Genomic DNA, 25,401 nt, shown 5'->3' with positions numbered 1-25,401 from the left:
CCCAGTGCGGTTGTCGGACTCCTGACACCCCACAGCGCCGCACCGTGGATGGTGCGCAGCGCCGTCCGCTGACGTGTCAGGAATCCGCTCAGGACTTGCGCGGCTTCCGTTTCACCTCGACGCCACCCATCAACGCGAACCCCGTGATCGAGACGATCGGCGCGCCGGGCGCACCCCGACCCGCGGCACGGCGATTGAATCCGCCCATGATCGCCGACCCACCGATCTCCACGGTGACATCCGGCGGGACTGTGATCTCGACGCCACCCATGATCGCGGTGGCACGGATTGTCAGGGTGGGGCTGGTGAACTCGACCTCGCGGAGATCGATCTCCACTCCGCCCATGATCGCCACGGCGTTCAGATCCTCGGCGACGGCCGCGTTGCCACCGACCTCCGACCCGGACATGATCGCGATCGCATTGCGGACCGGCGGCCGGCCCGACGGCGTCGCCGCCGGACGGGTGTGCGTGTCCGACGCGGGCGCACCCACGCCGAGCTGGGCCACGGGCAGATCGTCGGTGAGATCGTCGAGTTCGCCGAACGTCTTGGCCACCACGGCTTTCCCGGCTCGCTCCTCGTACTCGACCGGAGACAGGTTGCCGTTGGCCATCGCCGCCGACAAGATCGCGTGGACGAACTCGCGGTCGGCGTCCGCTGCTCGCAATTGAGCGCGCCGATGGTCGTCAGCAGGGGTCGGGAGATCGCCGGGAGAACTCACGCCGACCAGCGTAGTGGCCTACCCGTGCTCCCGTCACGAGACTTCCCCGTGCGGTCGGGGCGGCGCGGCACGTGGCGGATCGGGTGAGTTGTCGGTGTGCCCAGAGTGTCAGTTCTCGGATTACTGACACGTCAGCGAGCCACCGCGTGCACAGTCCCCACCGCACCCCGCTCCGGTGTCAGAAATCCGAGCCGACCGAGCTCACAGCGGGTAGTCGGACAACTGACACGTCAGCGAGCCACGGTGTGCACAGTCCCCACCGCAACCCGCTCACGTGCCAAAAATCCGACCCCGACGCACCACGTCCCCGACCAAGCCCACCCGACTCAGCGTCGGCGACCGCGGCGCGAACGCAGGTAGTCGCCGACCACCGCGGCGCCCAGACCGTCGACGTCCGGCGCGACGACCCGACCTCCGATGCGACGCGCGATCTGATCCATGAACTGCGCAAGCCCAGGGTCCTCACCGAGCCGGAAGAACGTCACCTGCGCTCCGTACCGCGCGACATGGTCCAGCTCACGGACGGTGAGCGCGATGGTCTGAGGGTGCGGCGGGTAAAAGAAGAACGGTTCGCCGCTCGGATCGAGATGCGCGGTCGGTTCACCGTCGGTGACGACGAGCACGACTGGCTGGGCGTTCGGAAAGCGCCGTAAGTGCCGCTGCGCCAACAGCAATGCGTGATGAAGGTTGGTGCCCTGCTCCATCCGCGGCTGCAGACCGGTCAGCTCCGCGATGTCGATGGACCGCGCATACCGGCCGAAGGCGATGAGATGCAGCTCGTCGCTGCGGAACCGGGTGGAGATCAGGTGGTTCAGCGCGATCGCGGTGCGCTTCATCGGCGTCCACCGCCCCTCCATCTCCATCGAGAACGAGGTGTCGACGAGCAGCACCACGGCCGCCTGCGTGCGGGCCTCCGTGTCGGCTACCTCGACATCCCGGACGTCGATGTGTACGCCTTCGCGACTCATCTGGGAGACGACGCGCGACGGCTCCGGACTCTCGGAGATGGTGCGCAACACAGAGTTCGACACCGTTCGGGTGACATCCCACGGATCGGTGTCGCCGAAGGCCCACTCTCGGGTCGCGCCGGTCGGCTCGCCGAGCGCACCCGACCGCCTGGTCTGTCGATCACCCCGACCCGACAACTGGTCCGCGATGTCTTTGAAGATCGACTCGCCGAGCTGTCGCATCGCCTTGGGGCTGAGCCGGAGCTGACCGTCGGAGGTGCGATCGAAAAACCCCTGCTCCGACAACGCCTTCTCGAGTTCGGCGAGGGTGCGTGCGTCCACGCCGGCCTGGTCCCCCAGTTGACGCTCGAGGGCGTCGATGTCGATGTCCTCCATCTGCGCGCCTGCGTACTGCTGCGACAGTTGCTCACTCAGCGCCTCCAGTTCGGAGATGTCGCGCAGCGCGGCAGCTCCTTGACCGAGCCCCATCTGCTGGTCACCGGAGAAGTCCTGCCCCTCACCCCATCCGAGTTGCGGACGGGCCTGACGGAGTGCCGAATCCATCTGCGCCAACTGGTTCATCAGATCCGGCGATCCGAAGGCCTGTTGGGCCAGTTGGTCGAGTTCGGCACGCTGCTCGGGTGTGAGCGAGTTGTAGAACTGCTGCGCCGCGGCCGCGCGCTGTGCCAGCGAGTCGATGAGTTCCTCGGTGCTCTGCGGGTTCTCCGGGAAGTACTCGCCGTGAGCGTTCATGAACTCGTCGAACTGTTGGGTGGTGTCCTCACCCCGATTGTGCGCATCGAGCAACCGGTTCAGGTCCTTGAGCATCTCCGAGATGCGTTCGCGGTCCTGCTCGGTGGCACCTTCGAGTGCCTCCTTCATCCCGGCGAACCGCTGGTCGAGCAGCTCACGTCCCAGGAGGTCCTTGATCTTCTCGTAGTCCTCGCGCGCCTGCGGGCTGCGCCAGTCGTACTCCGAGAGTTCTTCGACCGCTTGGGCTGTCGACGCCGGGAGGCTGCCGATCTGCATCTCCTTGAATCGCGCGTCGTCATCGAGATCGCGGGCGAGCTGCTTGCGCTCCTCGAGTACCGCACGGTCGAGGAGTTCGCGGATCTCGGTGAACGTGCCGTCCAGGTTGCGGTTCTTCAACAGCTCCTGCCGCCGGCGATTCACCTGCTCGCGCAGCTTGTCGAGACCGCGCATGTCGGACGTGCCGCGGCGCAGGAACTCTCGCAGCGCACGCGTCGGCGACACCCCGGCCATCACGTCGTCGCCGATCTCCTCCAGCGCTTCACGCAGATCGACCGGCGGTGCGAGCGGGTCGGGGCCGCCGGTGTAGCGCTGGTAGCGCGACCGATGAAAACCTTTGCGAACCATGGTGTCCGCCTCCTCCGAAAGGGCATGTCGGCGACATCGGTGTCACCGGCGCGGTCGGCTCTGCACCGGCCAGGGCAGGCCGGTGCAGAGCCGTCAGCCGTAGATGGTCTGACCCGACTCGTCGGCCTCCTTGCCGATCCGTCGAGCGAGGAACAAGCCCTCCAGTGCCAATTCGAGTGCACTCGCTCGTTCGCCCTCGCTGTCGGCGTCGAGACGCTCGGCGATGGCGTCGATGACCGGGCCGGTGACCTCGGGCTCGGGGATCGCGGCGACGAGATCGGCTGCGGTGACGCGGTCGCCGGTGGCCACCGGTTCACCGTTCTCGAGCGCGGCCACCAGCGAGGCGAGGTCGACGCCGCCGAGATGGGCGCGCACGGTGTCGGCGACGGACTTGCGCAGCAGATGCTCGAGGACCTCGAGTTCACGCCCCTCCTCGCCCGACTCGAATTCGATCTTGCCGCGCAGCACCTCGATCACCGACTCGAGGTCGACCACACGAGCCACCGGCACATCCTCGCCGACGATGGTCGCGCGGTGCAGGGCCGCCGCCGCGACCGTCTCCGCACCGGCGATGGAGAACCGCGCCGAGACACCGGAACGCTGATCGATCGACGGATGGTCGCGGGCGTAGCGGGTGAAACGCGCGAGGATCTCGATCAGGAATGTCGGGACCGTGGCCGTCAGGTCGGCCTCCTGCTCGATGACCGAGATCTCGTCGTCGAGTTCGAGCGGATAATGCGTCCGGATCTCGGCACCGAAACGGTCCTTGAGCGGGGTGATGATCCGACCGCGGTTGGTGTAATCCTCCGGGTTCGCGCTGGCCATCACCAGCACATCCAACGGTAGCCGCAGTGAGTAACCACGCACCTGGATGTCGCGCTCCTCCATCACGTTGAGCATCGCGACCTGGATGCGCTCGGCGAGGTCGGGGAGTTCGTTGATGGCGACGATGCCCCTGTGCGCCCGCGGGATCAGTCCGAAGTGGATGGTCTCCGGATCGCCCAGACTGCGGCCCTCGGCCACCTTCATCGGGTCGATGTCGCCCACCAGGTCGGCGACCGAGGTGTCGGGGGTCGCGAGCTTCTCGCTGTACCGCTCGGTGCGGTGACGCCACTCGATCGGCAGGTCGTCCAGCAGGTTCGCGGCCTTGCGGATGGAGCCCGGCGTGATCGGCTCGTACGGGTGCTCCCCCAGTTCGGAACCGGTGATGACGGGCGTCCACTCATCGAGCAGGCCGACCAGCGTGCGCAGCAGTCGGGTCTTGCCCTGACCGCGCTCGCCCAGCATGACGACGTCGTGACCTGCGATGAGCGCGCGCTCCAACTGCGGGACGACGGTCGCCTCGAAGCCGACGATGCCCGGCCACGGGTCACGCCCCTCGCGGAGCGCGGAGAGGAGGTTGTTGCGGATCTCGTCGCGGATGCTCCGCTGGACGTGGCCGCTGGCCCGCAGTTCGCCGACGGTCCGGGGCGACGGATGGCGGGTTTCGGTGGAAGCGGAAGTGGTGGGTGCGGTGATGTCCTCTGGCACCTCAACAACGGTACTCCCGCCGATCGCGCGACTGCTGGTCGTCGGGATTCGATGCTCTGTGAAACTCGCGACGGCGCCGGGCCCCGCTCACCAAAATCTGCCGCCCAGCAGGTAGCCGCGTGCACTATCCACGCGACTCCCCGCTCGGCGGCAGATTTTGGGCAGTTCACGCTCCCGGCCGGAGCCGGCCACCTCCCGCGCCCTGTCGGACAAATGACACCTGAGCGTGCCGAACTGTGCGCATTCCCGACCGAGACCCGCTCACGTGTCAAAAATCCGGGCCAGGCCCAGGGCCAGCACCCGGCAGGCCTACCGACTACCCGCCGTGCACGACCTCCGGCCACCGCGACGTCCAGGGGCGAGCCTCCTCGAATGCCGCAGCCGCACGCAGCACCGCTGCATCACCCAGATGTGGTCCGACGATCTGCAGGCCCACCGGCAGACCGCCTGCCGTGAAGCCCGCAGGCACCGACATCGCGGGCTGCCCGGTCAGGTTGAACATGCTCAGGAAGCCCAACCATCGGCCCTGATCGACCATCCGACCATCGATCAACTCGGGCCCCTGGGTCCCGATCGGGAACGCCGGGACCGCGAGCGTCGGCGTGATCAGCAAGTCGATACCGTTCATCAGCTTCCACATCTGATTGACGAGCCGCTTCCGCGCCATCTGCGCGTCGCTGAACTCCTCCGCCGACCACGGGTGGCGCACCAACTCGACCAGATGCGGCGACATCCGAACGCCGTATTCCTCGACCAGCCGTCGCATTCCCACGAGGTCCGAATCAGCCATCACGATCGGCCAGAAGTGGGGCTGTGGATCGTCGATGTGCGCGTCGACCTCGACGACGGTCGCCCCCAGTTCTCCGAACGCACCCACCGCTGCATCGACGACTCCGCGCACCTCCGGGTCGACCGGCATGTAACCGAAGTCTGGTGTGTAGCCGATCCGAAGACCTGCCACCGCGGACGCCACCGCCTGCTCCGACACACAGCCGAGCCAATCGACGTCTCCGGCCGGCAGCGAATGCCTGTCCCGCGGATCGGGTCCCGCGATCACCGACATCAGCAAGGCCGCATCGGCTGTCGTCCGGGTCATGGGCCCGATGTGCTCGATGGTCTCCCAACTCGACACCCCGGGAAACCGCTCGTCCCGACATCCGGGATACAACGGCACGCGCCCCATCGACGCCTTGAAGCCGACGAGTCCACACAGTGACGCCGGGATGCGCACCGAACCACCGCCGTCGCTGCCGAGCGCCATCGGCGCCATCCCCGTCGCGACCGCGATCCCCGACCCGGCCGATGACCCGCCCGGCGTGAGCTCCGGATTCCACGGGTTACGCGCGGCCGGTGAGATCGGGTTGTGTCCGACTCCGCTGTAACCGAATTCGGGCACGGTGGTCTTCCCGAGGATGACGGCGCCTGCCGCGCGGACCCGCTCGACCACCACGTCGTCGTCCTCGGGGACCCAGGATTCGTATGCGGGCGAGCCATTTCGGGTGGGGATGCCCGCGGTCGCGATCAGATCTTTGATGGCGATCGGCACGCCGGCGAGCGGTCCCACCTCGTCGCCGCGCTCCACCGCGGCATCCACTGCCGCAGCGGTCGAGCGGGCGAGATCGTCGGTGCGCTCGACGAATGCGTGCAGACGGTCGTCGAGTGCACCCACTCGTGCGAGTGCGGACTCGGTGACCTCGGACGCCGTGACGGCGCGGTTGCGGATCAGAGCCGCCAGTTCGGTGGCCGACGCACGGGTCAGATCGGTGTCGGCCACCGTCACGACGCGACCTCGATCTCGGTGGTGGTGTTCGTGACCGTCTTCCGGGACACCATCGGGGTGATCATCTCGATCATCAGGTAAGCGACGGCAGCGCAGACCATTCCGACGATCGCCTCGCTGAGTTGAGGCGCCCAGTGGTGGACCGCGTACGCACAGGCCGCACCGATTGCCCACGCCGCGAACGGCTGCACGCGGAATCCGGTAACCGCACGCGATGCGGCCCGACGGGTCACCAGCTGGTCGATGATGAGGACGGCACCGATGGACGGCACAAAGATGCCGAGCAGGTTCAGCCAGGTCGCGAAGTGCGACCAGACGCCTGCAAGTGCGATCGCGAGACCGACGACACCGAGGATGATGGTCAGCAGCCGCATCGTCGATCCGGTGAGCTGGCTCCAGCCGACAGCACCGTTGTAGAGGCAATGGGCGCAGACGGATCCGAGGTTGACGAAGACGAACACCACTGCCAGCACGGTCAGCAGCGGGCCGTGGTCGGTCAGGATCGGCAGGAAGTCGCCACCGTCGGTCGCCGGGCTGAGCGCGCCGCCTGCGGCGACGACGACGCCGCCGGTGATCATCGCGATGAAGTTCGCGATCGGGAATGCACTGAACGTGGCGATTACTGCTTCTTTGCCACCGCGCGACCAGCGGGTGAAGTCGGCGGTCATCGTGCCGGAATCGATGAAGCCCGCGATGACGATCGTGACCGCCGCGCCGAGCGAGAGCACCGTCGCGTCGGTGGCACCACCGGAGTACGAAGTGATTGCGCCGAAACCGCTCTCGCGGGTCACCAAGACCACCGCGACGATGCCGAGGGCGATGAACAGCGGTGCGGCGATCAAGCCGATCACCGTGAGTGCGCGGATGCCGATGAAGGTGACACCGATGTAGAGCAGACCGCCGACGAGGGCGAAGAGGGTCTCGTTCCATCCGAGCGAGGTGTGCAGCGTGGCGCCGGTGAGACCGGTCTGGAACGCGAACCAGCCGATGACAACCGTGGCCAGGAATCCGGCGACGATGGTGGAGCCGTGCTTGCCGAAGGTCTCGGCTGCGCTGAGCGCGAAGTTCTTACCGGTCTTGCCGGCGAGATACGACAGCGCGCCGACGTAGCCGAACAGCACCAGGTTGCCGATGAGGATGGCGGCCAGGCCTTTCCAGAAACCCAATCCGTAGACGATCGTCCCACCGAAGATGGCACTGGTGAGAACCATCGGGAAGCCGAACCAGACCGCCGACACGGACAGTGTCGAGCGACGATGCGACTCGGGTACCGGGGTGTTCTCGAACTCGGACTCGAGGCCCAGAGCATTGTGCTCCGTCTCCTGCGTTGTCGACTTCGGTGTGGTCACGGTCATGAGATACCTCTCGCAAGGGTTGTCGGCACCAGGGGCGGAGCCGTGATCGTCGTCCGCGTCGCCGATGACGCCGGAGCGGAGAAGGAATGGCCCGCCTCGATGAGGGCCGGCCGGAGCGCCGCGAGGATCACGGGCGCATCCGGAGTGTCACTGTGCACGCAGACCGATTGCAGCTGACCGTGATCAGACTCCGCGAGTTGATGGACGGTCCGCGTGATGATGGTGTCGATCGAGCCGATGAGTTCGGCTGTGCGCTCGTACATCTGGACCGCACCCGACAGGTATGGGCGGTCGGCGAAGATCTCACCGACGGCAGTGATCCCGACGTCGAGCGCGGCGGCGTGGAGCGCCGAGCCCGGCAGCACGTACAGGAGCAGTGTCCGACCGAGGTCGTTGACGGCGGAGCAGACGGCTTCGGCGAGGTCGGGGTCGCGATTGGCCATCATGTACAGCGCACCGTGGAGTTTCAGGTGCTGCATCGTGAGGCCACGCGCTCGGACGTAGGCGTCCAATGCGCCGACCTGGTAGAGGCACAGGTCGTATGCCTCTTGCGGCGTGGTGGGGATCTCTCTGCGCCCGAATCCGATCCGATCAGGCAGCCCCACATGCGCACCGATGGCGACACCGTGCGACGACGCGAGTTCGACGCTGCGCCGCATGACAGCCGGGTCTCCGCCGTGTGCGCCGCAGGCGATGTTCGCCGACGTGATCATCGGCATCATCTGGCCATCCGCGCCATGGGTGTAGACGCCGAAGCTCTCACCGAGATCGCAGTTGAGGTCGACGATGCTCATCGGTCACGCACCGACGCGCGCGACAGCGGCGGCCTGCCTCCGCGGGCTCGCCGTCAGTTCCCACGCCCGCGCGAATCGGAGCAGGTCCTTCTCCGCGAGCGGTCGCCCCAACACCTCCAGCCCCACCGGGAGGCCGACATCGGTGAACCCCACCGGGATACTGATGGCGGGCATGGTGGTCTGCGACGCGATGACGGTGTTAGTCGGAAAGTCCAGCGCGGTCCAGCGTTTGGCGGCCAGGTCCGCGCGTGTCGGCGCCGGGACCTGCACGGTCGGATACACGAGGAAGTCGACCCCGGCATCGGCCATGATCGTCATCAGCGTGCGTCGCCACTCGTCCTGCCGAAGGCGGCGCGGTAGGTACTCGGGGTCGTCCTCGGGGATCGACGGACCGTCGGCGATGTCGACGACCAGGTCGGTGAGCGGATGGAAGTCGCCGGCCGCGACCAGCGCCTCGACCGAGGTCACCGGGGCCGTCGGTCGCGCGGCCAGGAACTCATCGATGTCCTTCTTGGAAGAGATCGTGTACAGCGATGTGCCCTGGACCCACTCCGGCAGGCCTCCCAGCACCAGGTCGTCGACGACCGCCGTCCCGGAATCGCGGAGGCGCTCGATGGCCGCCCGCACAACACCGTTCGTGAGTTCTTGGTCGAGGCCGGCGCCGAATGCGTCCGTCAGGACGCCGACCCGGTAGTCCGCGACGGTGTCGGCGTCGACATCGGCGATCGCGTCGAGGTAGTCACCGACCCCGGCGGACGTCGCGACGGTGGTGTAGTCGTCGGTCGGGTCGTATCCGACCACCACGTCCAGTACGGCGGCGAGGTCGGACACGTTGCGCGCCATCGGTCCCGGGGTGTCCTGGAAATGCAGGAGCGGCGAGAACCCGGTACGCGGGACCAGGCCGGTCGTCACGCGGAGACCGAAGAGGTTGGTGAAGGAGGACGGCAGTCGGATCGATCCGCCGGTGTCCTCACCGATTCCGACCAGGCACAGGTTTGCCGACACCGCGGCAGCCGTACCGGCGCTCGAACCGCCTGTCTCCCTGTCGAGATCGTAGGGATTCTTGGTGTGGTCGCTGCGCGACGAGAAGGAGAACCAGCCGGCGGCGAAGTCACACATCGTGGTCTTGCCGAGGATCACTGCGCCCGCGGAACGGAGACGCTCGACGACCGTGGCATCCGACTCGGGTACGTAGTCGGCAAAGGCGCGCGATCCGAACGACGTCGGGATGCCCTTGGTCTCCCCCTGGTCCTTGATCAGGATCGGCACCCCGTGCAGGGGACCCACGAGTGCGCCGGTGCGTGCGTATTGTTCGTCGATGCGCCGCGCGTCCTCGAGTGCGGCCGGATTCAGGGTGACAACGGAGTTGAGCTGCAGCCCATCCGGGTTCGCCACCGAATCGATGTCCGCGATGCGATCGAGGTACCACGCCGTGAGCGTCGCACTCGTCACCTCACCCTTTCCGATCATCGTGTGGAACGACGCGACGTCGAGTTCTTCGAAGTTCATGCTGGTCTTCCTGTGCGTGTCGTGGGCGGTGTCGAGGGTGCGGATCACCGAGTCGGCGGTGTGCTCGAGGTGGTGTCGGGTCGCGGCAAGCAGTCCGTCGAGGTCGCGGTCGGCCATCAGTCGGTACATGTGCTCGTGTTGGCGGTGCGCCTCGGGGAAGTTGTCGACGACCGAGGAGTAGATCGCCATATACGGCTGGATGCGGTCCCAGACGTTGCTGATCAGCTCCATCAGGTACCGACTGTTACCGCATGCGTAGAACGTCTGGTGGAACTCGCGATTCAACTCCCGCCACTGCGGCGGGTCCATGTGTGGGTCGTCCATCAGATCGAGAATCCGACGGAGTTCGGTGAGGTCGGTGGACGTGATCTCGGTGAGTGCCCACTGAGTTGCCAACGACTCCAACGTGAGTCGGATGGCGAACAGTTCGCGCAGATCGCCGGGTGTGAGGTCGGTGACCGTCACTGCGCGACGATCGAACTCGACGAGCCCCTCGAAATGAAGCCGCTTGAGCGCCTCGCGCGTCGGCATCGTGGAGACGCCGACCGACTGCGCCAGAGACCGGATCGATACGCGTGTGCCCGGAGCGATCCGGCCGTCCAATATGTTCCGGCGGATCTGCTGATAGACATCCTCGGCCACCGTCTGCGGAGCGAGGTCAATCGCCATGTGATACCACCGCCTTCTCGAGATCTACTGTGATCACACGAGAATCGTGACGGCGGTCGATGACGTCGGCGTTGTTGCTGTGTTTCGAGTGCGTGACGCGCAGTCGGGGTGCCCACTCGGCGGGCGCGGGACCCGAGGGCAGCTATCCGGCCGACCCGCGGACCGTATGTCCCCGGCCTTCGACCCAGCGGACAAATGACACGTGAGCGAAGCGCAATATGCACAGTCCCGAGCTGGGGTCGGTCAGGTGTCAGAAATCCGGGTCGGTTCGGACCGGGCCGCGCCCTATCGGTGATATGACACGTGAGCGCGGCGCTCTGTGCACAGTCTCGACCGCGACCCGCTCAGGTGTCAGAAATCCGGGCCGGGCCGGGGCGAGGTCGATCGGGCTCCGATCACCTCACGCGGCCCCAGCCCGTCCCACCGACCGCCCCGCTGACAAAAAACTGCCGCCCAGCGGGGAGCCACGTGCACAATCCACACGACACCCCGCTCAGCGGCAGATTGTGACCACTCCCGGCGAGGTCGCGCTCAGCGGACAAATGACACCTGAGCGCACCGCACTGTGCACAGTCCCGAGCTGGCGTCGCTCAGGTGTCAGAAATCCGAGCCGGGCCGGGCCAGGACGAGCTCCGCCAGACCCCGACCTCCTCAGGAAGGAACCCAGGCCGGGTCACGGCCGATGAACCCGACCATGCGTGTGACCGGATCGGCGGCGGCGGCGACGTCGACTGCGGCACCGTACTGTGCCGACGACCGAAGGACCTCGTCCATCTCGGCCATCCCGTCGACCAGTGCTGCGGCGAAACCGTCGGCGGTGTAGAAGCGGTCGACGGCATCGGCGAGGCGATGGGCTCCGACATACGGATGGCTGAAGGACTCGTCGGCAGACGGACCGTCCAGCAACGACTGCACGGCGTCGGCGTGCGCGGCCCACGCACCGATCGGATCGTCGACCACCGACGGACCACGCGGCAGAGTGACGTCACCGGCGGCGAGGAAGTCGGTGAACCAGTCGACGAGATGCGCGACGACATCACGCGCGACCCAGTCGTCGACGGGAGTCGGTGCGTCCCAGGCGACAACTGCGCCGACCCGAGTGGTGAATTCGGCCGCCACCGCACGATGTCGCACGGCGGGGCCGAGTTCGGAAAGCGACTGCACGATCAGATCTCGCCCGCGTCGAGCAGGCCGTCGAGTGACGCATAACCCTCGTTGACGCCGACCTCCATGCCGGAGGCGAGCCAACCGTCGCGGTCTTCGAAACTGTCGCAGAGCGATTGGGCGTGCAGTCGGGTGCGACCGTCGCCGAGGTCCTCGAAGGTGAGCGTCTCGAGGGCGACCGAGTCCGGCATCCCCTCGAAGGTGGAGGTCTGGACGATCTTGTCGTCGGAGACGGTGTGGAAGCAGCCCCGGAAACCGAACTCCTGCCCCTCGTGCGACGACACGTAACGCCAGCTACCGCCGTCTCGGGCATCCCACTCGACGATGCGGCTGCTGATCGCATCCGGCCCGATCCACCGGACGAACAGCTCGGGATCGGTGTGCGCCTTCAGCAATTGTGCAGGCGTGGCGCGGAAGTCGCGGGTGATCCGGATGATCGGCACGTTCTTGTCGGCCTCGATGGTGGCCTCTGCGTGTGCGATGGTCATGATGCCTTTCCCTTCTTCGATTCCTCTTCGTTGCCGCCGACGGGCGCCGACGGGCCTTCGTTGATCTCCGCCAGCAGCGCGTCGAGGCGTTGATAGCGTTCCTCCGCCTGACGGCGGTAGCGCTCGATCCACTTGGTCATGAGGTCGAACACCTCCGCTTCCAGATGGACCGGGCGCTTCTGCGCATCCCGGGTTCGGGTCACCAATCCGGCATCCTGAAGGACTTTCAGGTGTTTCGACACCGCCTGGATGCTCACGTCATAGGGCTCGGCGAGCTGGCTGACGGTCGCGTCGGACGTGGTGAGGCGGGCGACGATGTCGCGTCTGGTCGGGTCGGCCAAGGCCGCGAACACCCGGGACAGCTGATCGGTCATCGCTGGTACTCCACCGTTCGTCTCCGTTTGGTTAATCAACTGATTGGTTGAATAAAGGGTGCGCCGGTCCGAGAACTTTGTCAACCCATGGGTTGAATACATTTGGTCGCTGCGGTTGCAACGCTCCTCTGGCCGGTCCCGTGGCATGACGATGACGAATGACTCGTGAGCCACGCCGACGATCGTCGGCTGACGCGCTCACGAGCACCGAACGTCACCAGCACAAGGAGAGACACGTGACCTCGACCATTCGCACCTCGGTGGTGCCCTTCGTCGTCAACGCCACCGGAACCGGTGTCGCACAACATCTGATCGCCGAGGGCGACGCGGGCCATGAGTTCGACACCGACGCGTACCCGGCGTTCGGCGGCCGCGACGAGGCACCGAGCCCGCTCTTCTACGCGCTCGGTGCGCTCACCTCATGCAACCAGGTGACGGCCGCACTCGTCGCCAAGGACCTCGAGATCACGTTGGGCTCGTTCGACTTCCGCGTTCAGGGTGACCTGGACACCGCGGTTCTCGTCGGGGGCGCAGACGGCAACGCGAACTTCGACGCGGTCACGGTGACCGCCACCGTGCAGTCCGATGCGACGCCCGAGCAGTTCCAGGAGTTCGTCTCCGAGGTCGAACGTCGCTGCCCGGTGAGCCAGCTGTTCATCCGCAGCGGCCTCGAGTTCGCCAACGACTGGCAGCAGGCACCGCTCGAAGGCTGAGTCGGCGCCCCCGAGGACGTGTGAATCACCCCCTCCGTCACGTTCTTCCGCCCCGAACTTCTACTTCCGCCGTATGCAGTCGGCGGAAGAAGAAGTTCGGGGCGGAGGAACGAACGGCCGCGCCAGTACGGCTGGGCCCAAGAACGAACGGCCGCACCGGTTCGGGCGAAAGAACGAACAAGGCCCGCCGATGATGTCGGCGGGCCTTGCTCGTGAGTACTGCGGTCAGTCCTGCGGACCCACCGGCGCGTCGCCGCGCATCGTGATGCGGTGCATCACCCGGCGTGTGGTGCCGTAGTCACGGTTGGCGTAGTGCAGCGTGTTGCGGTTGTCCCACAGCACCACATCGCCCAGACGCCAGCGGTGGCGCACGATGTGCTCCGGCTTGGTCATATGCGCGTAGAGCAGGTCGAGGATGCCGCGGCTCTCGGCCTCGGAGACACCCTCGATGTGCGAGGTGAAGCCCGGGTTGACGAACAGCGACTTGCGGCCGGTCTCGGGATGGATGCGCACTACGGGATGACGCACCGGCACCAGCTCGGTGACCTCCTTGCCGTCCCACACGTTGCCCTTGCCGCCGCGTCGCTGAGCAAGGTAGTAACCGAACTCGCGGTCGCCGTCATGGATCGCGTACAGCTTGTCGACCAGTTCGCGGATCGGCTCCGCCAGGGAGTTGTACGCCAGCTCGGTGTCGGCCCAGTTGGTGTCACCACCGTTGGGCGGCAACACGACCGGGCGCAGGATCGATCCGAGCGGAGGCGACGGCATGAACGTCACGTCCGTGTGCCAGACGTCGGCGAAACCGTTGTCGGCACTGTCCAGCGAGTAGACCTCAGCGGGGACGTCACCGGAGTTCCACACCGGGTGTCCCGCGGTGAGATCGCCGATGCGCCGTCCGAAGTCGATGTGCTGATGGTCGTCGAGGATCTGGTCCCGGAGGACGATGACCTTGTACTCGATCAGTGCCGCTCGGATCGCCTTGATCTCGTCGTCGGTGGCCGACGCGATGTCGGTGTTGCGGATCTCGGCGCCGAAGCTGGGGCCGAACTCGTCGACGTCGAGCTCGACGCCGGAGGAAACGATCCCACCACCGGTCGAGGTGGCGGTGGTGCGATCGGCAGATGGGCGATCCGAGCGGACGCGATCAGCGGTGGTGACGGAGTGGGACGAGACGGTCATGACGATTCCTTCGCGATTGGGTTCCAACGGGGCGGGGTCGGAACATCGCGGGCGGCGAACCGTGGTGAGATCCGTCTGACCAGTTCATCGAATGCGCGGTCGTCGCGCGCAGCACCGAAGCGGCCACGCGCGCCGGGGAGGCGCCGTGCGACGGTGCGACGGTTTCGATGAAGGACACCCTCACTTTGTATCGGCCGACGCCGTCATCGCCCAGGTTTTATCCCACGGTGACAAAAACGCCGACGCCCGGCCGCTGTCCAGGTACAAACGGTCGGGCGCCGGCGATCTGTCCAGCTCAGGAGGCTGCTGCCTTGACCGCAGCACCGACCTCGGCGCGCAGCGCGGCGTACTCCGGCGACCCACGCAACTCCTCGGCACTGACCCCGGTTCGGGGCAGATCTGACGGGATGTCCAGTGCGATCTGACCGGGCCGCTTGGTCAGTACGACGATGCGGGTGCCCAGGAATGCGGCCTCGTCGGCGCTGTGCGTGACGAACACATTGGTCCGTCCGGAGTCGATACTCACCGCCCGCAGGTCCTCCTGCAGCCGCTCGCGGGTGAGCGCGTCGAGTGCCGCGAACGGCTCGTCGAGGAGCAGCAGCGACGTCTCCGCCGCCAGGGCACGTGCGATGGCGACGCGCTGTTGCTGACCGCCGGAGATCTCCCAGATCCGTCGGCGCTCGACATCGTCGAGGCCGACTCGGTCCAGCAGTTCGGCCCGACGCTTCGGCCGCTGCTGCTTGGGTACTCGCGCGTACTTCAGCGCCAGGTCGATGTTGCCGCCGACGGTCTTCCACGGGAACAGCCGCGGCTGCTGGAAGACCACGCCGGACGTCACACCGGGTTTCGGCTGTCCGCCGGACACCCGCACCTCGCCGACGGTCGGCTCCTCGAACCCCGCGATGAGTCGCAGGAGCGTGGACTTGCCACATCCGGACGCACCCACCAGCACGAGGAACTCCCCCGGCGGAACGGTGAGGTCCACCGGCCCCACGGCAGTCACCTCGGACGCGCCGCTGCCGTATCGCTGTGTGACACCGCTGAGTTCGATTCCGCCCGGGACGCCGTCGCCACCGGCGCCGGCGTCCCCGTCGATCTCGGCGTCAGTTCTGTTGGAGGACACCGGGAAGGCCCTTGGTGTAAACGCCCTTCTGGAAGGTCTCCAGCGGCGGCGCCGAGGGGATCTGCTTCTGTGCGGCGAGGAATTCCGCTGCACTGTGCAGGTTCTCGGCGATGTTGCCGGGCGCGCCGTCGGTGCCGAGCCACGTCGGCGACGACTCCTCGGCGATGGTCAGGTACGTGCCCTGCTTGAGCTGGTTGGCGGCATCTTCGGGCGTGGTGCCGAGTTCGGCTGCGATCGCTGCGGCCGCAGCCGTCGGGTCGTCCTTGATCTGCGCGAGCGCGCGGGACTGCACCTTGCGCCAGGTGTCGACGACGTCGGGGTGCTGCTGTGCGAATTCCGACGAGACGACACCCAGATCCAGCGTCGGCTTACCGGCGGTGGCGAGCTGACGACTGGCGATCAGCGTCTTGCCCGACTTGCGCAGCTGGTCCAGCGTCGGCAGCCAGGTGTACACGGCATCGACGTCACCGCGGTCCCACGCGGCCAGTGAGGCCTGCGGCTGCAGGTCGATGATGTCGACCTCGTCCTGCTTCACTCCCGCCTGGTCCAGGGCTGCGAGCAAGCTGTAGTGGGCGGTCGAGGCGAACGCGGTCGCGACGCGCTTGCCGCGCAGATCGGCGATCGAGTTGATGTCGGTGCCGTTCCGTGCGACGAGGGCCTCGTTGTCGCCTGCCACGTCCAGGACGAACGCGACCTGGTACGGGATGTTCAGCGGCGCAGACAAACCGCGTGCGACCGGACTGGAGCCGATCGCACCGAAGTCGAGCTGCTTGGCGACGAATGCCGTGTTGATGTCGGCGCCGGAGTCGAACTTGGTCCACTTGATGTTGTAGTCCGGCAGCGCTTCCTCGAGCCACTTGTTGTGCTTGACGATCAGATCGCCACTCGGGAACGACTGGTATGCCAGCCGGATGGTCGGCTTCGAGTCGTCGCCGCCGGAGTTGTCGACCGAGCAGCCTACCAGGACCAGCAGGACGGCGACCGCGCCGGCGAACGCCGCGATCACCCGCCGGGTGATTGTGGTGATGGACATGGGTGATGCCTCAGATCTTTCCGCGCCAGGGCACCGCGCGGTGCTCGATCGCTCGGAGGAGTGCGTCAATGATCAAGCCGGAGAAGCCGATGGCGAAGATCCCGACCAGGACGACTGGGGTGTTGTTGTAGTTGGAGGCGTCTTTGACGACACCTCCGATGCCCGGGATGCCGTTGAACAGTTCGGCGGCGACCACGGAGGAATAGGCGATGCCCACCGACAGTCGGATACCGGTGAAGGTCTCCGGCAGCGCCGACGGCACCACGACGTCGCGGATGGCTTCGCGCGGCGTGGCACCCAGCGCGCGGGCCGCCTCGACGAGGCCGACCGGGGCCGCGCGGACCGCCGCGGTGGTGGCGACGGCGGCCGGCGGCAACGCGGCCAATGCGAGCAGGGTGATCTTCGGTGCCTCGTCGATGCCCAGCCAGATCACCAGCAGGAAGAAGTACGCCAGCGGCGGGAGGGCGCGGAGGAACGTGAGCCATGGCTCCAGCAGCCGACGCACCCAGCCGATGGTGCCCATCGCGAGTCCGAGTGCCACACCGACGGCGACGCCGATGAGCACACCGGCGAACACGCGACGCAGCGTCATGTAGAGGTGTTCCCACCAGAAGTAGCCCTGATAGCCGCGGACGCCGTCGTGCGTGGTCGACATGTCGACGAAGGCTCGCCAGACGGTGCTCAGGTGCGGCACGAAGGTCTCGTTCCAGATCCCGCTGAGCGCCACCAGTTCCCACGCCACGAGGAAGGCGACCACCGACAGCAGCGGCAGCCCGGCACGGACGGCCAGGCGTCGGAGCCGACTCTTCCGCGGCGCGCGGCCGGGTCCCGAGTCGTCCGACTGCTGCGTCTCGGGGGCGATGTCGACGAACAAAGTCACCCGCATTGTCTAACCGTCGCGGACCTGCGCAACCAGCCTTTCCCTCACCGTGATGCCAAGTGCGCGCCGGTTGTGTACCTCGGCACGAAACGTGCAAGGAGGATCGCGCCGGCCATGGACAGTCCCGACGCCGCGAAGACCGCGACGGCCAGCGGTGCGATCGCGGCGAGTCCGGCGATCGACAACGGCCCGGCGAGGAAGCCCGCATCGTGGGACAATCGCCAGACTGCGAGGAACTCGGCTCGTCCGGTCGCCGGGGCGACGTCGGCTCCGATCGTCATGATCACGCCGTTGCCGAATCCGTTGCCGACACCCAGGACGATCGCCACGACTGTGTACCACCACAGCGTCGTGGTGAACGGGATGAGCAGATAGGCCGACGCCAGCAACAGGATCGACGGGATCGCCACGAACGTCCGACCGAAACGGTCCATGAGGTGGCCCGCCGGATACGCGCAGGCAACGTCGATGGCAGCACCGGCAGCGAAGATCAGACTCGCGGTCGCGGGTGACGCACCGAGATGATCGGACCACAGTGGCAGCACCGAATCCCGCGCCGCCCGGGCCACACCCAGCAGCAGCGATCCCATGCCGAGGGTGGCCAGGAGCCGTCGATGGCGGCGCAGTGTGGCGGCGAGGCTCAGGGTGCTCGCCGATGCGCCGGCCCCGTCCGGATCCGGGAGTCGGGCCATCAGCGCTCCGGCGACCAGTACCGCGATCAACTGGACCACGAAACCACCGCGTACGCCGAGGAGGGCGATGGCACCGGCGCCGATCATCGGTCCGACGAAGAACCCGAACCGCATGGCACCGCCGAACATCGACATCGCCCGCGCCCGCCACGCGATCGGCACCACCAGAGACAGATAGTTCTGACGCGCGAGACCCCATACCGCGTTGGCCAGCCCGACTGCCAGGATTCCGGCGTACAAGACGGCGAGGACAGGGGCGAACAGACAGGCCAGTACGCCGGCGAGCGCAATCGAGCTCGCGAGGATGATCGATCGGCGCTCACCCAGCCGGCCGACGACCTGCCCCGCGAAGAGGTCACCGACCACCTGTCCGAGCCCGACGACGGCGACTGTCAGACCGGCCAGTGCCGGGCCCGCACCCATGTCGATCGCAGCCAGCACCATGACCGAGGCGGCCGCTCCCTGGCCGATGCCGTACGCGCCGGCCGGGATGTAGACGGTGCTCGCCAACGATCGCAGTGGACGCGCCCCGGCACCGAGGATGGTTCGACGATCCGCGTCGACGTCGGCCGGGGCTCCGGTCGATGTCCGCGCAGGGCGGTCACCGACCGAGGTCATCGCGAGATTGCCTCCACCGGCGCGCCTGCCGGGGCGTCATGGGAAGTCAGTCCGTAGATCCCCGACAACGTGGTCGCCTCGTACTCCTCGCGGAACACCCCACGCCGCTGCAGGATCGGGACGACGTGGTCGACGAACTCCTCCAGACCGCCCGGCAGGTACGGAGGCATGATGTTGAAACCGTCGGCCGCCCCCGCCTCGAACCAGGCGATCAGGTCGTCGGCGATCTGTTCGGGTGTGCCCGCGATCGAACGGTGCCCCCGACCACCGCCCAACCGGCCCAGCAGCTCGCGGATGGTCAGATCCGACTCCTCGGCGAGCTTGCGGACCAACGTCGACCGGCTCTTCTGTCCCTCGATCGCCGACTCCGGGGGTAACTCGGGCAGTCGATCGTCGAGCGAGAGGTCGGACAGATCCTGGCCGAAGAACGCCGACAGCTGACGGAGCGCGTAATCGGGCGAGATGAGGTCGGTGAACTCCTGTTCCAGGGCGATCGCCTTCTCCTCGGTATCGGCGATGTAAGGCACGATGCCGGGGAGGATCTGGATGTCCTCTGGGCGTCGGCCGTGCCGTACCGCCCTGGCCTTGAGGTCGGTGTAGAACTCGAGTCCGTCCGGGATCGACCGCTGCGCGGTGAACACCACCTCGGCAACCCGAGCCGCGAGTTCCTTACCGGCGTCCGACGATCCGGCCTGGACCAGTACCGGACGACCCTGCGGTGAGCGTGGCGAGTTCAACGGGCCACGGACCTTGAAGAACTTGCCCTCGTGGTCGATCGTGTGCACACCGGTCGGGTCGGCGAAGATCGCCGACTCGGCATCGACCTTCACTGCGTCGGCATCCCAGCTGTGCCAGAGGGCGGTCACCACATCCACGAACTCCTCGGCGCGGGCGTACCGGTCGGCGTGTGCCGGGGTGTCGCTCCCGCCGAAGTTGCGCGACTCGTCGAGTTGCGCCGACGTGACGATGTTCCAGCCGGCCCGGCCCCCGCTGATGTGTTCCAGTGAGGCGAACGCCCTGGCCAGGGAGTACGGATTGTTGTAACTGGTGCTCGCGGTGGCGATCAGGCCGACGTGGCTGGTAGCCGCGGCCACCGCGCTCAGCAGCGTCAGCGGCTCGAAGATCGACTGTGTGTTCCGCGCGACGTTCGGACCGACTGCCAGCGTGTCGGCCAAGAAGATCGAGTTCAGCCTCCCCCGCTCGGCGATCCGGCCGAGTTCCACGAAGTGGTCGACGTCGAACAATCGGCTCTGATCGGTCCTCGGATGCCGCCAGGCGGCCTCATGGTGGCCGACGCCCATGACGAACGCGTTCAGATGAAGGTGACGGGACATGATCGGTGACAGCACCTTTCACAGTGGGGTCCTCGCGGCAGGCGCCGACGATCGCCAGAGTTGACGAACTCGCTGCGTCTCGGAACGAAGGATGGGACGGAAGAGAGGCCGCGCAGCAATCAGGAGGTGGGATCCACCCGCCATCGCGACAGCCGACGTTCGATGTTGACCAGGATGAGGTTGAACACCACTCCTACCAGCGCGATGGTGAGGATGCCCGCGTACATTGCCGGGATCTGAAAGTTCAACTGCGAGGCCATGATCAGGAACCCGAGGCCCGCGTTGGCGCCGACCATCTCGGCCGCGATGAGTACGAGGATGGACGCCGCAGCCGAAAGACGCAAGCCGGTGAAGATGGTGGGCAGTGCGGCGGGCAGTACGACCTTCTGGAACAGTCTGAACGGTGAGAGTCCCAGCGAACGAGCCGATTTGATCAGCAGCGGATCGACGTTACGGACACCCGAGATGGTGTTCAGCAGGATCGGGAAGACCGCAGCGTAAATGACCAGGGCCACCTTGGACGTCTCGCCGATACCGAGGATCAGGACGAACACCGGGAGCAGCGCGAGGGGCGCCGTGTTGCGGAAGAGTTCGAGCGCCGGGTTGAGCCACTGCGCGACCGGGCGATACCAGCCGATCAGGAGTCCTAGTGGCACAGCAATCACGACCGCGATGGCGAACCCCTGCAGCGCGCGGCTGAGACTCGCGAAGATATGTTGCTGTAGTTGACCGTTGGCGAGGAGGTCGAACAGCGTCTCCACGACGGTCGACAGCGGAGGTAAGAAAGTCGGGTCGACGAGTCCGACACGAGGCGCGACCTCCCACACGATCGCAAACAGGATAAGTACGGCGGAAGACTGGACCGCGACCTTGCCTACCGACAGACCGCGCGCACCAACGCCGCGTGTCCGCCCCGGTCTCCCAACGGACTTCCGACGGACAACTGGCGTTGCCAGTCGTTCGTCGGCGACGACAGGCTTCTCGCGCTCGGCGACAGGGCTAGACATGGTCGGCTCCGATCCGGTTGTCGTGGCGCTTCTGTTCGGGACGCAACGACAGCCAGATCCGATGGCGATAGTCGCGGAACCCCTCGGAGGACCGCAGGTCGTCGACGCCCTCCCGGTCGAGCTCGACGTCGACGACCTCCTTTATCCGACCCGGCCGTTCGGTGAGCACCGCCACGCGGTTCCCCAGGTAAATGGCCTCGTCGATGCCGTGGGTGATGAAGAGGATGGTCTTTCCGGTCGCCTTCCAGATTCGCAGCAACTCGTCCTGCAGCGATTCTCTCGTCTGCGCGTCCAGCGCTGCGAACGGTTCGTCCATCAACAGCACCTCGGGGTCGTACGCAAGGCTCCGCGCGATCGCGACGCGTTGCTTCATGCCGCCCGACAGCTCGTGGGGATGGCGATCGCCGAATCCTTCGAGGCCGACCAATGAGAGATAGTCGTCTGCGATCACCCGGCGCTGCTTGCGGCCGACTCCTTTTGCCTCCAGGCCGAACTCGATGTTGCCACGGGCTGTCCGCCAGGGCAGCAACGCGTACTGCTGGAAGACGATTCCGCGGTCGAGGCCTGGGCCGGTGATCGGCGCACCGTCGAGCAGGATCTCGCCCGAGGTCGGTCTGGTGAGTCCACCGACGAGATCCAGCAGAGTCGACTTGCCACTACCACTCGGACCGACCAGCACGAGGAACTCTCCCTCGGGCGCCGAGATGGTGACATCGTCAAGGGCGACGAACTCATCGGTCGCGGAGCCAAAGGTCTTTCGAACCCCACGCAGTTCGAGCTTGGGGGGCGAACTGGCCGAAGCCGCGGCGGCGGTCACGGGTGCGGTTCGAGTCGGCGTCGGGCTGATGGTCGTCATGGCGCGGCCTCCACAGGCTGTCCGTCCGGCCCCGACCCGGGCGGGAAGGTTCCGTTGGCATAGGGGTTGTCGTCGTTGGTGTACAGGTCCGAGGACTTGAACTTGCCCTCTGGGAGTTGACCGTCCCGTTGCAGCCAATCGATCCAGAGTTGGATCTCCTTGTCCGCGATCACCCCGCCTGCGGCCGGGATGGACGAGCTCTTCCAATACTCGGCGAGTGCCGGGTCCTCACCGCGCCCGCGACCGGCGATGATCTTCTTGAATCGTTCGACCACCTGCTCCCGCGGGGTGACCTGAGTCCATCGGATCGCGCGTGCAGTGCCCTGGACGAAATCCTTTACCGCGTCGGCATGCTCGGACCTGAACTCGTCGCGGACCACATAGGTGCCATACGAGAAGTCACCGAAGATCTCATCGGTGAACAGGACTCGGAGCCCGCCTCGGGCGAGGCCTTGGTCGCGGAAGATGCCGCTGAAGTTGCCGGCATCGATCCGCCCCTGACGCAACGCTTGCTCGGTGTTGATCGGCGGGACGACGACCAACTGCACCTGGGTGATCTCATCCTTCGACAATCCCTGGCGGGCGAGCCACTCGCGAATCACGAACTCCGAGTGCGCCCCGAGCGTATTCACGCCGACCTTCTTGCCGATCAGATCACGAGCGCTCTTGATGGGCGAGTTCTCCAGAACGTAGAAGCCGTTGAATGTCTGCGCATCGGCACCATAGGAATCGACGACCGAGGTGATCTTCGATCCACCCGCGGCCAGCTTGACTATGGCGCCGTTGAACGCAGACCCGAAATCGCTGTCACCGGTCGCGGCTGCCTGGATCGACACCGGCCCGCTGGCGGTCTCGCCGACCGGCTTCAGCTGGACCTTGCTGAAGTATCCGAGATCGGCCGCCAACTCCGGAAACTGAACCTGCGCCGGGGTGGTCAGGTAGCGCAAGACGGTCTTGCCGTCGGCGGTGGTGGTGACCCCGCTGTCACCACCACCACACGCGGTGGCGATCATTCCCACCACGAGTGCGCCGGCCGCGACACGGATCACGGCGGACAGGCGACTCAACATGTGTCTCTAACCTCCATCAGGTTCGGTTGCGCTCACGATCATCGACGGACTGGCGGACAGTGCGAGCAGTACAAGTCGACTCTTGTCAGTGCCGGCGCCCTGGGCGTCTCGGTCGGTCACGCTCCCATACGCCGAGCCGGTGTGTACACTTTCCGCTCCACCTGATCGAAACCCTGGTACTCGTCAGACAATTTGTGGCGCACCGTATTTCGCCGAATCGTCGATCACATCGCGGAGGCGCTCCGCTGTCGCCCGCATGATCGGGTGAATCCGGGTGATCAGGTCATCGTCGAGCCGCAGACTCTTCGCCTGGACGCCGATCGACGCCTGCACGCGACCGCGGCGGTCGAACACAGGTACCGCGACCGCGGTGACACCGTCGGCAGGCGCGCTCACCGCGTAACCTCGGCGTCGGGCATGCCAGACGCCCCCGGACCGGTCTGGTGCGACCGGGCCCCTGGCACGGGAGCGGGGCCTACCGAAGGCAATGATCGCCGTTCCCATCGCACTTCGGTCGAGAGCCGTTCGATCATCGGGGATCTGAGCGGTGCACCAGCGCACCGGAGGTCGCGCTGAGTAGAGCGTCACCGCGTGTTCGTCGTCGGTCACACCGAGACTGGCGGTGATCCCTATCGACGCCGAGAGTCCGTGCAGATGGGGTGCGGCCGAGTCGATGTCGACGATCGGACCACGGCGTCGCGCGAGCGCGGTGACCCCCTCCCCCACCGAGTACGAGCCGGGGTCGGCTCGCTCCAGCAGTCCGCCTCGGACCAGCGCGGTGATGATTCGATGTGTGGTGCTTGCCGGCAACCCTGCCCGGTCCGCGACCTCGGAGACCGCGAGTTGCGTTTCGGCACAGTCGAAGGCGTGGAGTACCGCCACCGCTCTTTCCACCGCCTGCGCACCGGAACGGCGCTGCTGTTCCATGTCGGTCATACCGGACTCCTCGTACCGCGGTCGGATCGACCGACCCGACTTAGGCAATGGTCTCGGAATCGGCCGGAAGTCGTGACCATTGAACGCAGGTTGAACTTATGGACACCGGTTCCGGGCCCGGGAGCAGGCTGTATTCCACATTGTGGGGTACAGCCTTGCCCACGCGCGGGGCCTCGGGTAACTCCCGAATACGTCACCCCGACCATCTCCGCATTCAACTCGGTGCAGTCGGTCTGATCCTGGTGACGCCCAAGCAGATCAGGGAGTTAGAGACCATGACCTCAGTCATCGACAGCTCGACCACGACCAGCCAGTTGATCATCGACCCCATCGCCGGGTACATCGGCGCAGAGGTCTCCGGGATCCAGATCGCCGACGGAGTCGACGATGCCACGGCACAGGCGCTTCGGGATGCACTCTTCGAGTACAAGGTGCTCTTCTTCCGCGACCAACCCATCGATCATGGTCAGCAGGTCGAGTTCACGCGTGTCTTCGGTCCGGTGACCGACGCTCATCCGCTGGGCTACACCGACAAGTCACCCGCGGGACACCCCGAGATCCTCGAGGTCGACTCGCGCACCTACGCCAAGCGCGGAGGAGCCCGCCGCTACAGCTACGCCAACTTCTGGCACCAGGACGTCACCGCACTGATCAACCCGCCGGCCGTGACCGCGCTGCGCGCCGAACTCGTACCCGAGATCGGCGGCGACACCACCTGGGCCGATCTGGCCGCGGCCTACGAGAACCTGCCCGCGTCATTGCAACAGTTCCTGGAGGGGCTGTACGCCGAGAACCGTTTCGGTGGACGGACACCGCGATGGACGTCGAACTCGGAGGCACAGTCGCTCACCGCCGACGCCAACATCGTCAGCGAGCATCCGGTGGTACGGGTCCACCCGGTGACGGGCAAGAAGCTGATCTACGTGAACCCCGGCTTCACCAGTCGGATCATCGGTCTCAGCCCTGGCCAGAGCGACCGGATCCTCGACCTGCTGTTCGCCGAGATCACCAATCCCGCCTACACGGTGCGGATCGCCTGGACGCCCGACAGCATCGGTGTCTGGGACAACCGCGCCACGATCCACCAGGCTCCGGCCGACCTCGATCATCTCGACGTCGTCCGCGTGCTGCACCGCACCACGGTCGAGGGCGACATCCCGGTCGGTGTGGACGGACAGAAGTCACGCTCCATCTCCGGGGACCCCTTCCTCGCCCGTCGCTGAACCCACCCACCGCAGAAGAGAGGCTCATC

At 66.5% G+C, this 25,401-nt stretch carries 22 protein-coding genes; 2 read left to right on the top strand and 20 right to left on the bottom strand.

Translation table 11 applies throughout. From position 1 onward, the window contains the following. Positions 1-88: 88 nt before the first annotated feature. From GS4_RS21125 to GS4_RS21080, 10 genes are all read right to left on the bottom strand, one after another. Positions 89-721, bottom strand: coding sequence for a DUF1707 SHOCT-like domain-containing protein (locus tag GS4_RS21125; RefSeq protein WP_040511333.1), 633 nt, complete (start codon positions 719-721; stop codon positions 89-91). A 326-nt stretch (positions 722-1,047) separates the two neighbouring features. Continuing rightward, positions 1,048-3,045 (bottom strand): vWA domain-containing protein, encoded by a 1,998-nt coding sequence (locus GS4_RS21120; RefSeq protein ID WP_007624406.1) that lies wholly within the window; start codon positions 3,043-3,045, stop codon positions 1,048-1,050. A 93-nt stretch (positions 3,046-3,138) separates the two neighbouring features. Next, positions 3,139-4,575, bottom strand: a complete 1,437-nt coding sequence (locus GS4_RS21115) for a sigma 54-interacting transcriptional regulator (protein ID WP_007624404.1) — start codon at positions 4,573-4,575, stop codon at positions 3,139-3,141. Positions 4,576-4,891: 316 nt separating this feature from the next. Continuing rightward, positions 4,892-6,355, bottom strand: coding sequence for an amidase (locus GS4_RS21110; RefSeq protein WP_007624403.1), 1,464 nt, complete (start codon positions 6,353-6,355; stop codon positions 4,892-4,894). Further along, a complete protein-coding gene (locus GS4_RS21105) occupies positions 6,352-7,710 on the bottom strand; it encodes a cytosine permease (RefSeq protein ID WP_007624401.1) in 1,359 nt (452 codons plus the stop codon). The genes GS4_RS21110 and GS4_RS21105 overlap by 4 nt, the downstream gene beginning before the upstream one ends. Continuing rightward, positions 7,707-8,504: a 5-oxoprolinase subunit PxpA gene (locus GS4_RS21100; protein ID WP_007624399.1), complete on the bottom strand. Its 798-nt coding sequence runs from the start codon at positions 8,502-8,504 to the stop codon at positions 7,707-7,709. Before GS4_RS21100 ends, GS4_RS21105 begins: the two co-directional genes overlap by 4 nt. Before the next feature lie 3 nt (positions 8,505-8,507). Continuing rightward, complete coding sequence (locus tag GS4_RS21095; protein ID WP_007624397.1) at positions 8,508-10,682, bottom strand: amidase family protein; 2,175 nt, start codon at positions 10,680-10,682, stop codon at positions 8,508-8,510. A gap of 651 nt (positions 10,683-11,333) precedes the next feature. After that, the gene (locus GS4_RS21090) at positions 11,334-11,846 is read right to left on the bottom strand and encodes a DinB family protein (RefSeq protein WP_007624395.1); all 513 of its coding nucleotides are present in this window, start codon (positions 11,844-11,846) and stop codon (positions 11,334-11,336) included. A 2-nt stretch (positions 11,847-11,848) separates the two neighbouring features. After that, the gene (locus tag GS4_RS21085; RefSeq protein ID WP_007624393.1) at positions 11,849-12,334 is read right to left on the bottom strand and encodes an SRPBCC family protein; all 486 of its coding nucleotides are present in this window, start codon (positions 12,332-12,334) and stop codon (positions 11,849-11,851) included. Beyond that, positions 12,331-12,708 carry an ArsR/SmtB family transcription factor gene (locus GS4_RS21080; RefSeq protein ID WP_007624391.1) on the bottom strand — a complete coding sequence of 126 codons (378 nt, stop codon included), beginning with the start codon at positions 12,706-12,708 and terminating at the stop codon, positions 12,331-12,333. Before GS4_RS21080 ends, GS4_RS21085 begins: the two co-directional genes overlap by 4 nt. A 236-nt stretch (positions 12,709-12,944) precedes the next feature. On the opposite strand from GS4_RS21080, the gene GS4_RS21075 reads away from it, so the two are divergent. Beyond that, the gene (locus tag GS4_RS21075) at positions 12,945-13,421 is read left to right on the top strand and encodes an OsmC family protein (protein WP_007624390.1); all 477 of its coding nucleotides are present in this window, start codon (positions 12,945-12,947) and stop codon (positions 13,419-13,421) included. Between the two features lie 225 nt (positions 13,422-13,646). Here GS4_RS21075 and GS4_RS21070 read toward each other — a convergent pair whose 3' ends face one another. From GS4_RS21070 to GS4_RS21025, 10 genes are all read right to left on the bottom strand, one after another. Then, the gene (locus GS4_RS21070; RefSeq protein ID WP_007624389.1) at positions 13,647-14,600 is read right to left on the bottom strand and encodes a TauD/TfdA dioxygenase family protein; all 954 of its coding nucleotides are present in this window, start codon (positions 14,598-14,600) and stop codon (positions 13,647-13,649) included. A gap of 295 nt (positions 14,601-14,895) precedes the next feature. Continuing rightward, positions 14,896-15,723 (bottom strand): ABC transporter ATP-binding protein, encoded by an 828-nt coding sequence (locus tag GS4_RS21065; RefSeq protein ID WP_007624388.1) that lies wholly within the window; start codon positions 15,721-15,723, stop codon positions 14,896-14,898. Beyond that, positions 15,704-16,756, bottom strand: coding sequence for a taurine ABC transporter substrate-binding protein (locus GS4_RS21060; protein ID WP_007624387.1), 1,053 nt, complete (start codon positions 16,754-16,756; stop codon positions 15,704-15,706). Before GS4_RS21060 ends, GS4_RS21065 begins: the two co-directional genes overlap by 20 nt. 10 nt (positions 16,757-16,766) lie before the next feature. Then, positions 16,767-17,636, bottom strand: a complete 870-nt coding sequence (locus tag GS4_RS21055; RefSeq protein ID WP_040511363.1) for an ABC transporter permease — start codon at positions 17,634-17,636, stop codon at positions 16,767-16,769. 44 nt (positions 17,637-17,680) lie between these two features. Further along, positions 17,681-18,946 carry an MFS transporter gene (locus GS4_RS21050; protein ID WP_007624384.1) on the bottom strand — a complete coding sequence of 422 codons (1,266 nt, stop codon included), beginning with the start codon at positions 18,944-18,946 and terminating at the stop codon, positions 17,681-17,683. Further along, the gene (locus GS4_RS21045; protein ID WP_040511360.1) at positions 18,943-20,280 is read right to left on the bottom strand and encodes an LLM class flavin-dependent oxidoreductase; all 1,338 of its coding nucleotides are present in this window, start codon (positions 20,278-20,280) and stop codon (positions 18,943-18,945) included. Before GS4_RS21045 ends, GS4_RS21050 begins: the two co-directional genes overlap by 4 nt. Before the next feature lie 119 nt (positions 20,281-20,399). After that, positions 20,400-21,287, bottom strand: a complete 888-nt coding sequence (locus tag GS4_RS21040; protein ID WP_007624378.1) for an ABC transporter permease — start codon at positions 21,285-21,287, stop codon at positions 20,400-20,402. After that, positions 21,280-22,143: an ABC transporter ATP-binding protein gene (locus GS4_RS21035; RefSeq protein WP_007624377.1), complete on the bottom strand. Its 864-nt coding sequence runs from the start codon at positions 22,141-22,143 to the stop codon at positions 21,280-21,282. Before GS4_RS21035 ends, GS4_RS21040 begins: the two co-directional genes overlap by 8 nt. Then, positions 22,140-23,213: an ABC transporter substrate-binding protein gene (locus GS4_RS21030; RefSeq protein ID WP_007624376.1), complete on the bottom strand. Its 1,074-nt coding sequence runs from the start codon at positions 23,211-23,213 to the stop codon at positions 22,140-22,142. The genes GS4_RS21035 and GS4_RS21030 overlap by 4 nt, the downstream gene beginning before the upstream one ends. A gap of 183 nt (positions 23,214-23,396) precedes the next feature. Next, positions 23,397-24,149 carry an IclR family transcriptional regulator gene (locus GS4_RS21025; RefSeq protein WP_007624375.1) on the bottom strand — a complete coding sequence of 251 codons (753 nt, stop codon included), beginning with the start codon at positions 24,147-24,149 and terminating at the stop codon, positions 23,397-23,399. A gap of 275 nt (positions 24,150-24,424) precedes the next feature. Here GS4_RS21025 and GS4_RS21020 point away from each other — a divergent pair, with 275 nt between their 5' ends. Further along, positions 24,425-25,372: a TauD/TfdA dioxygenase family protein gene (locus GS4_RS21020; protein ID WP_040511328.1), complete on the top strand. Its 948-nt coding sequence runs from the start codon at positions 24,425-24,427 to the stop codon at positions 25,370-25,372. Positions 25,373-25,401: the final 29 nt, after the last annotated feature.

It is taken from the genome of Gordonia soli NBRC 108243, from assembly GCF_000334455.1.
Classification (GTDB): domain Bacteria; phylum Actinomycetota; class Actinomycetes; order Mycobacteriales; family Mycobacteriaceae; genus Gordonia; species Gordonia soli.
Note: the sequence above shows the minus strand (reverse complement) of the source record. Positions and strands in the feature narration are given on the sequence as shown.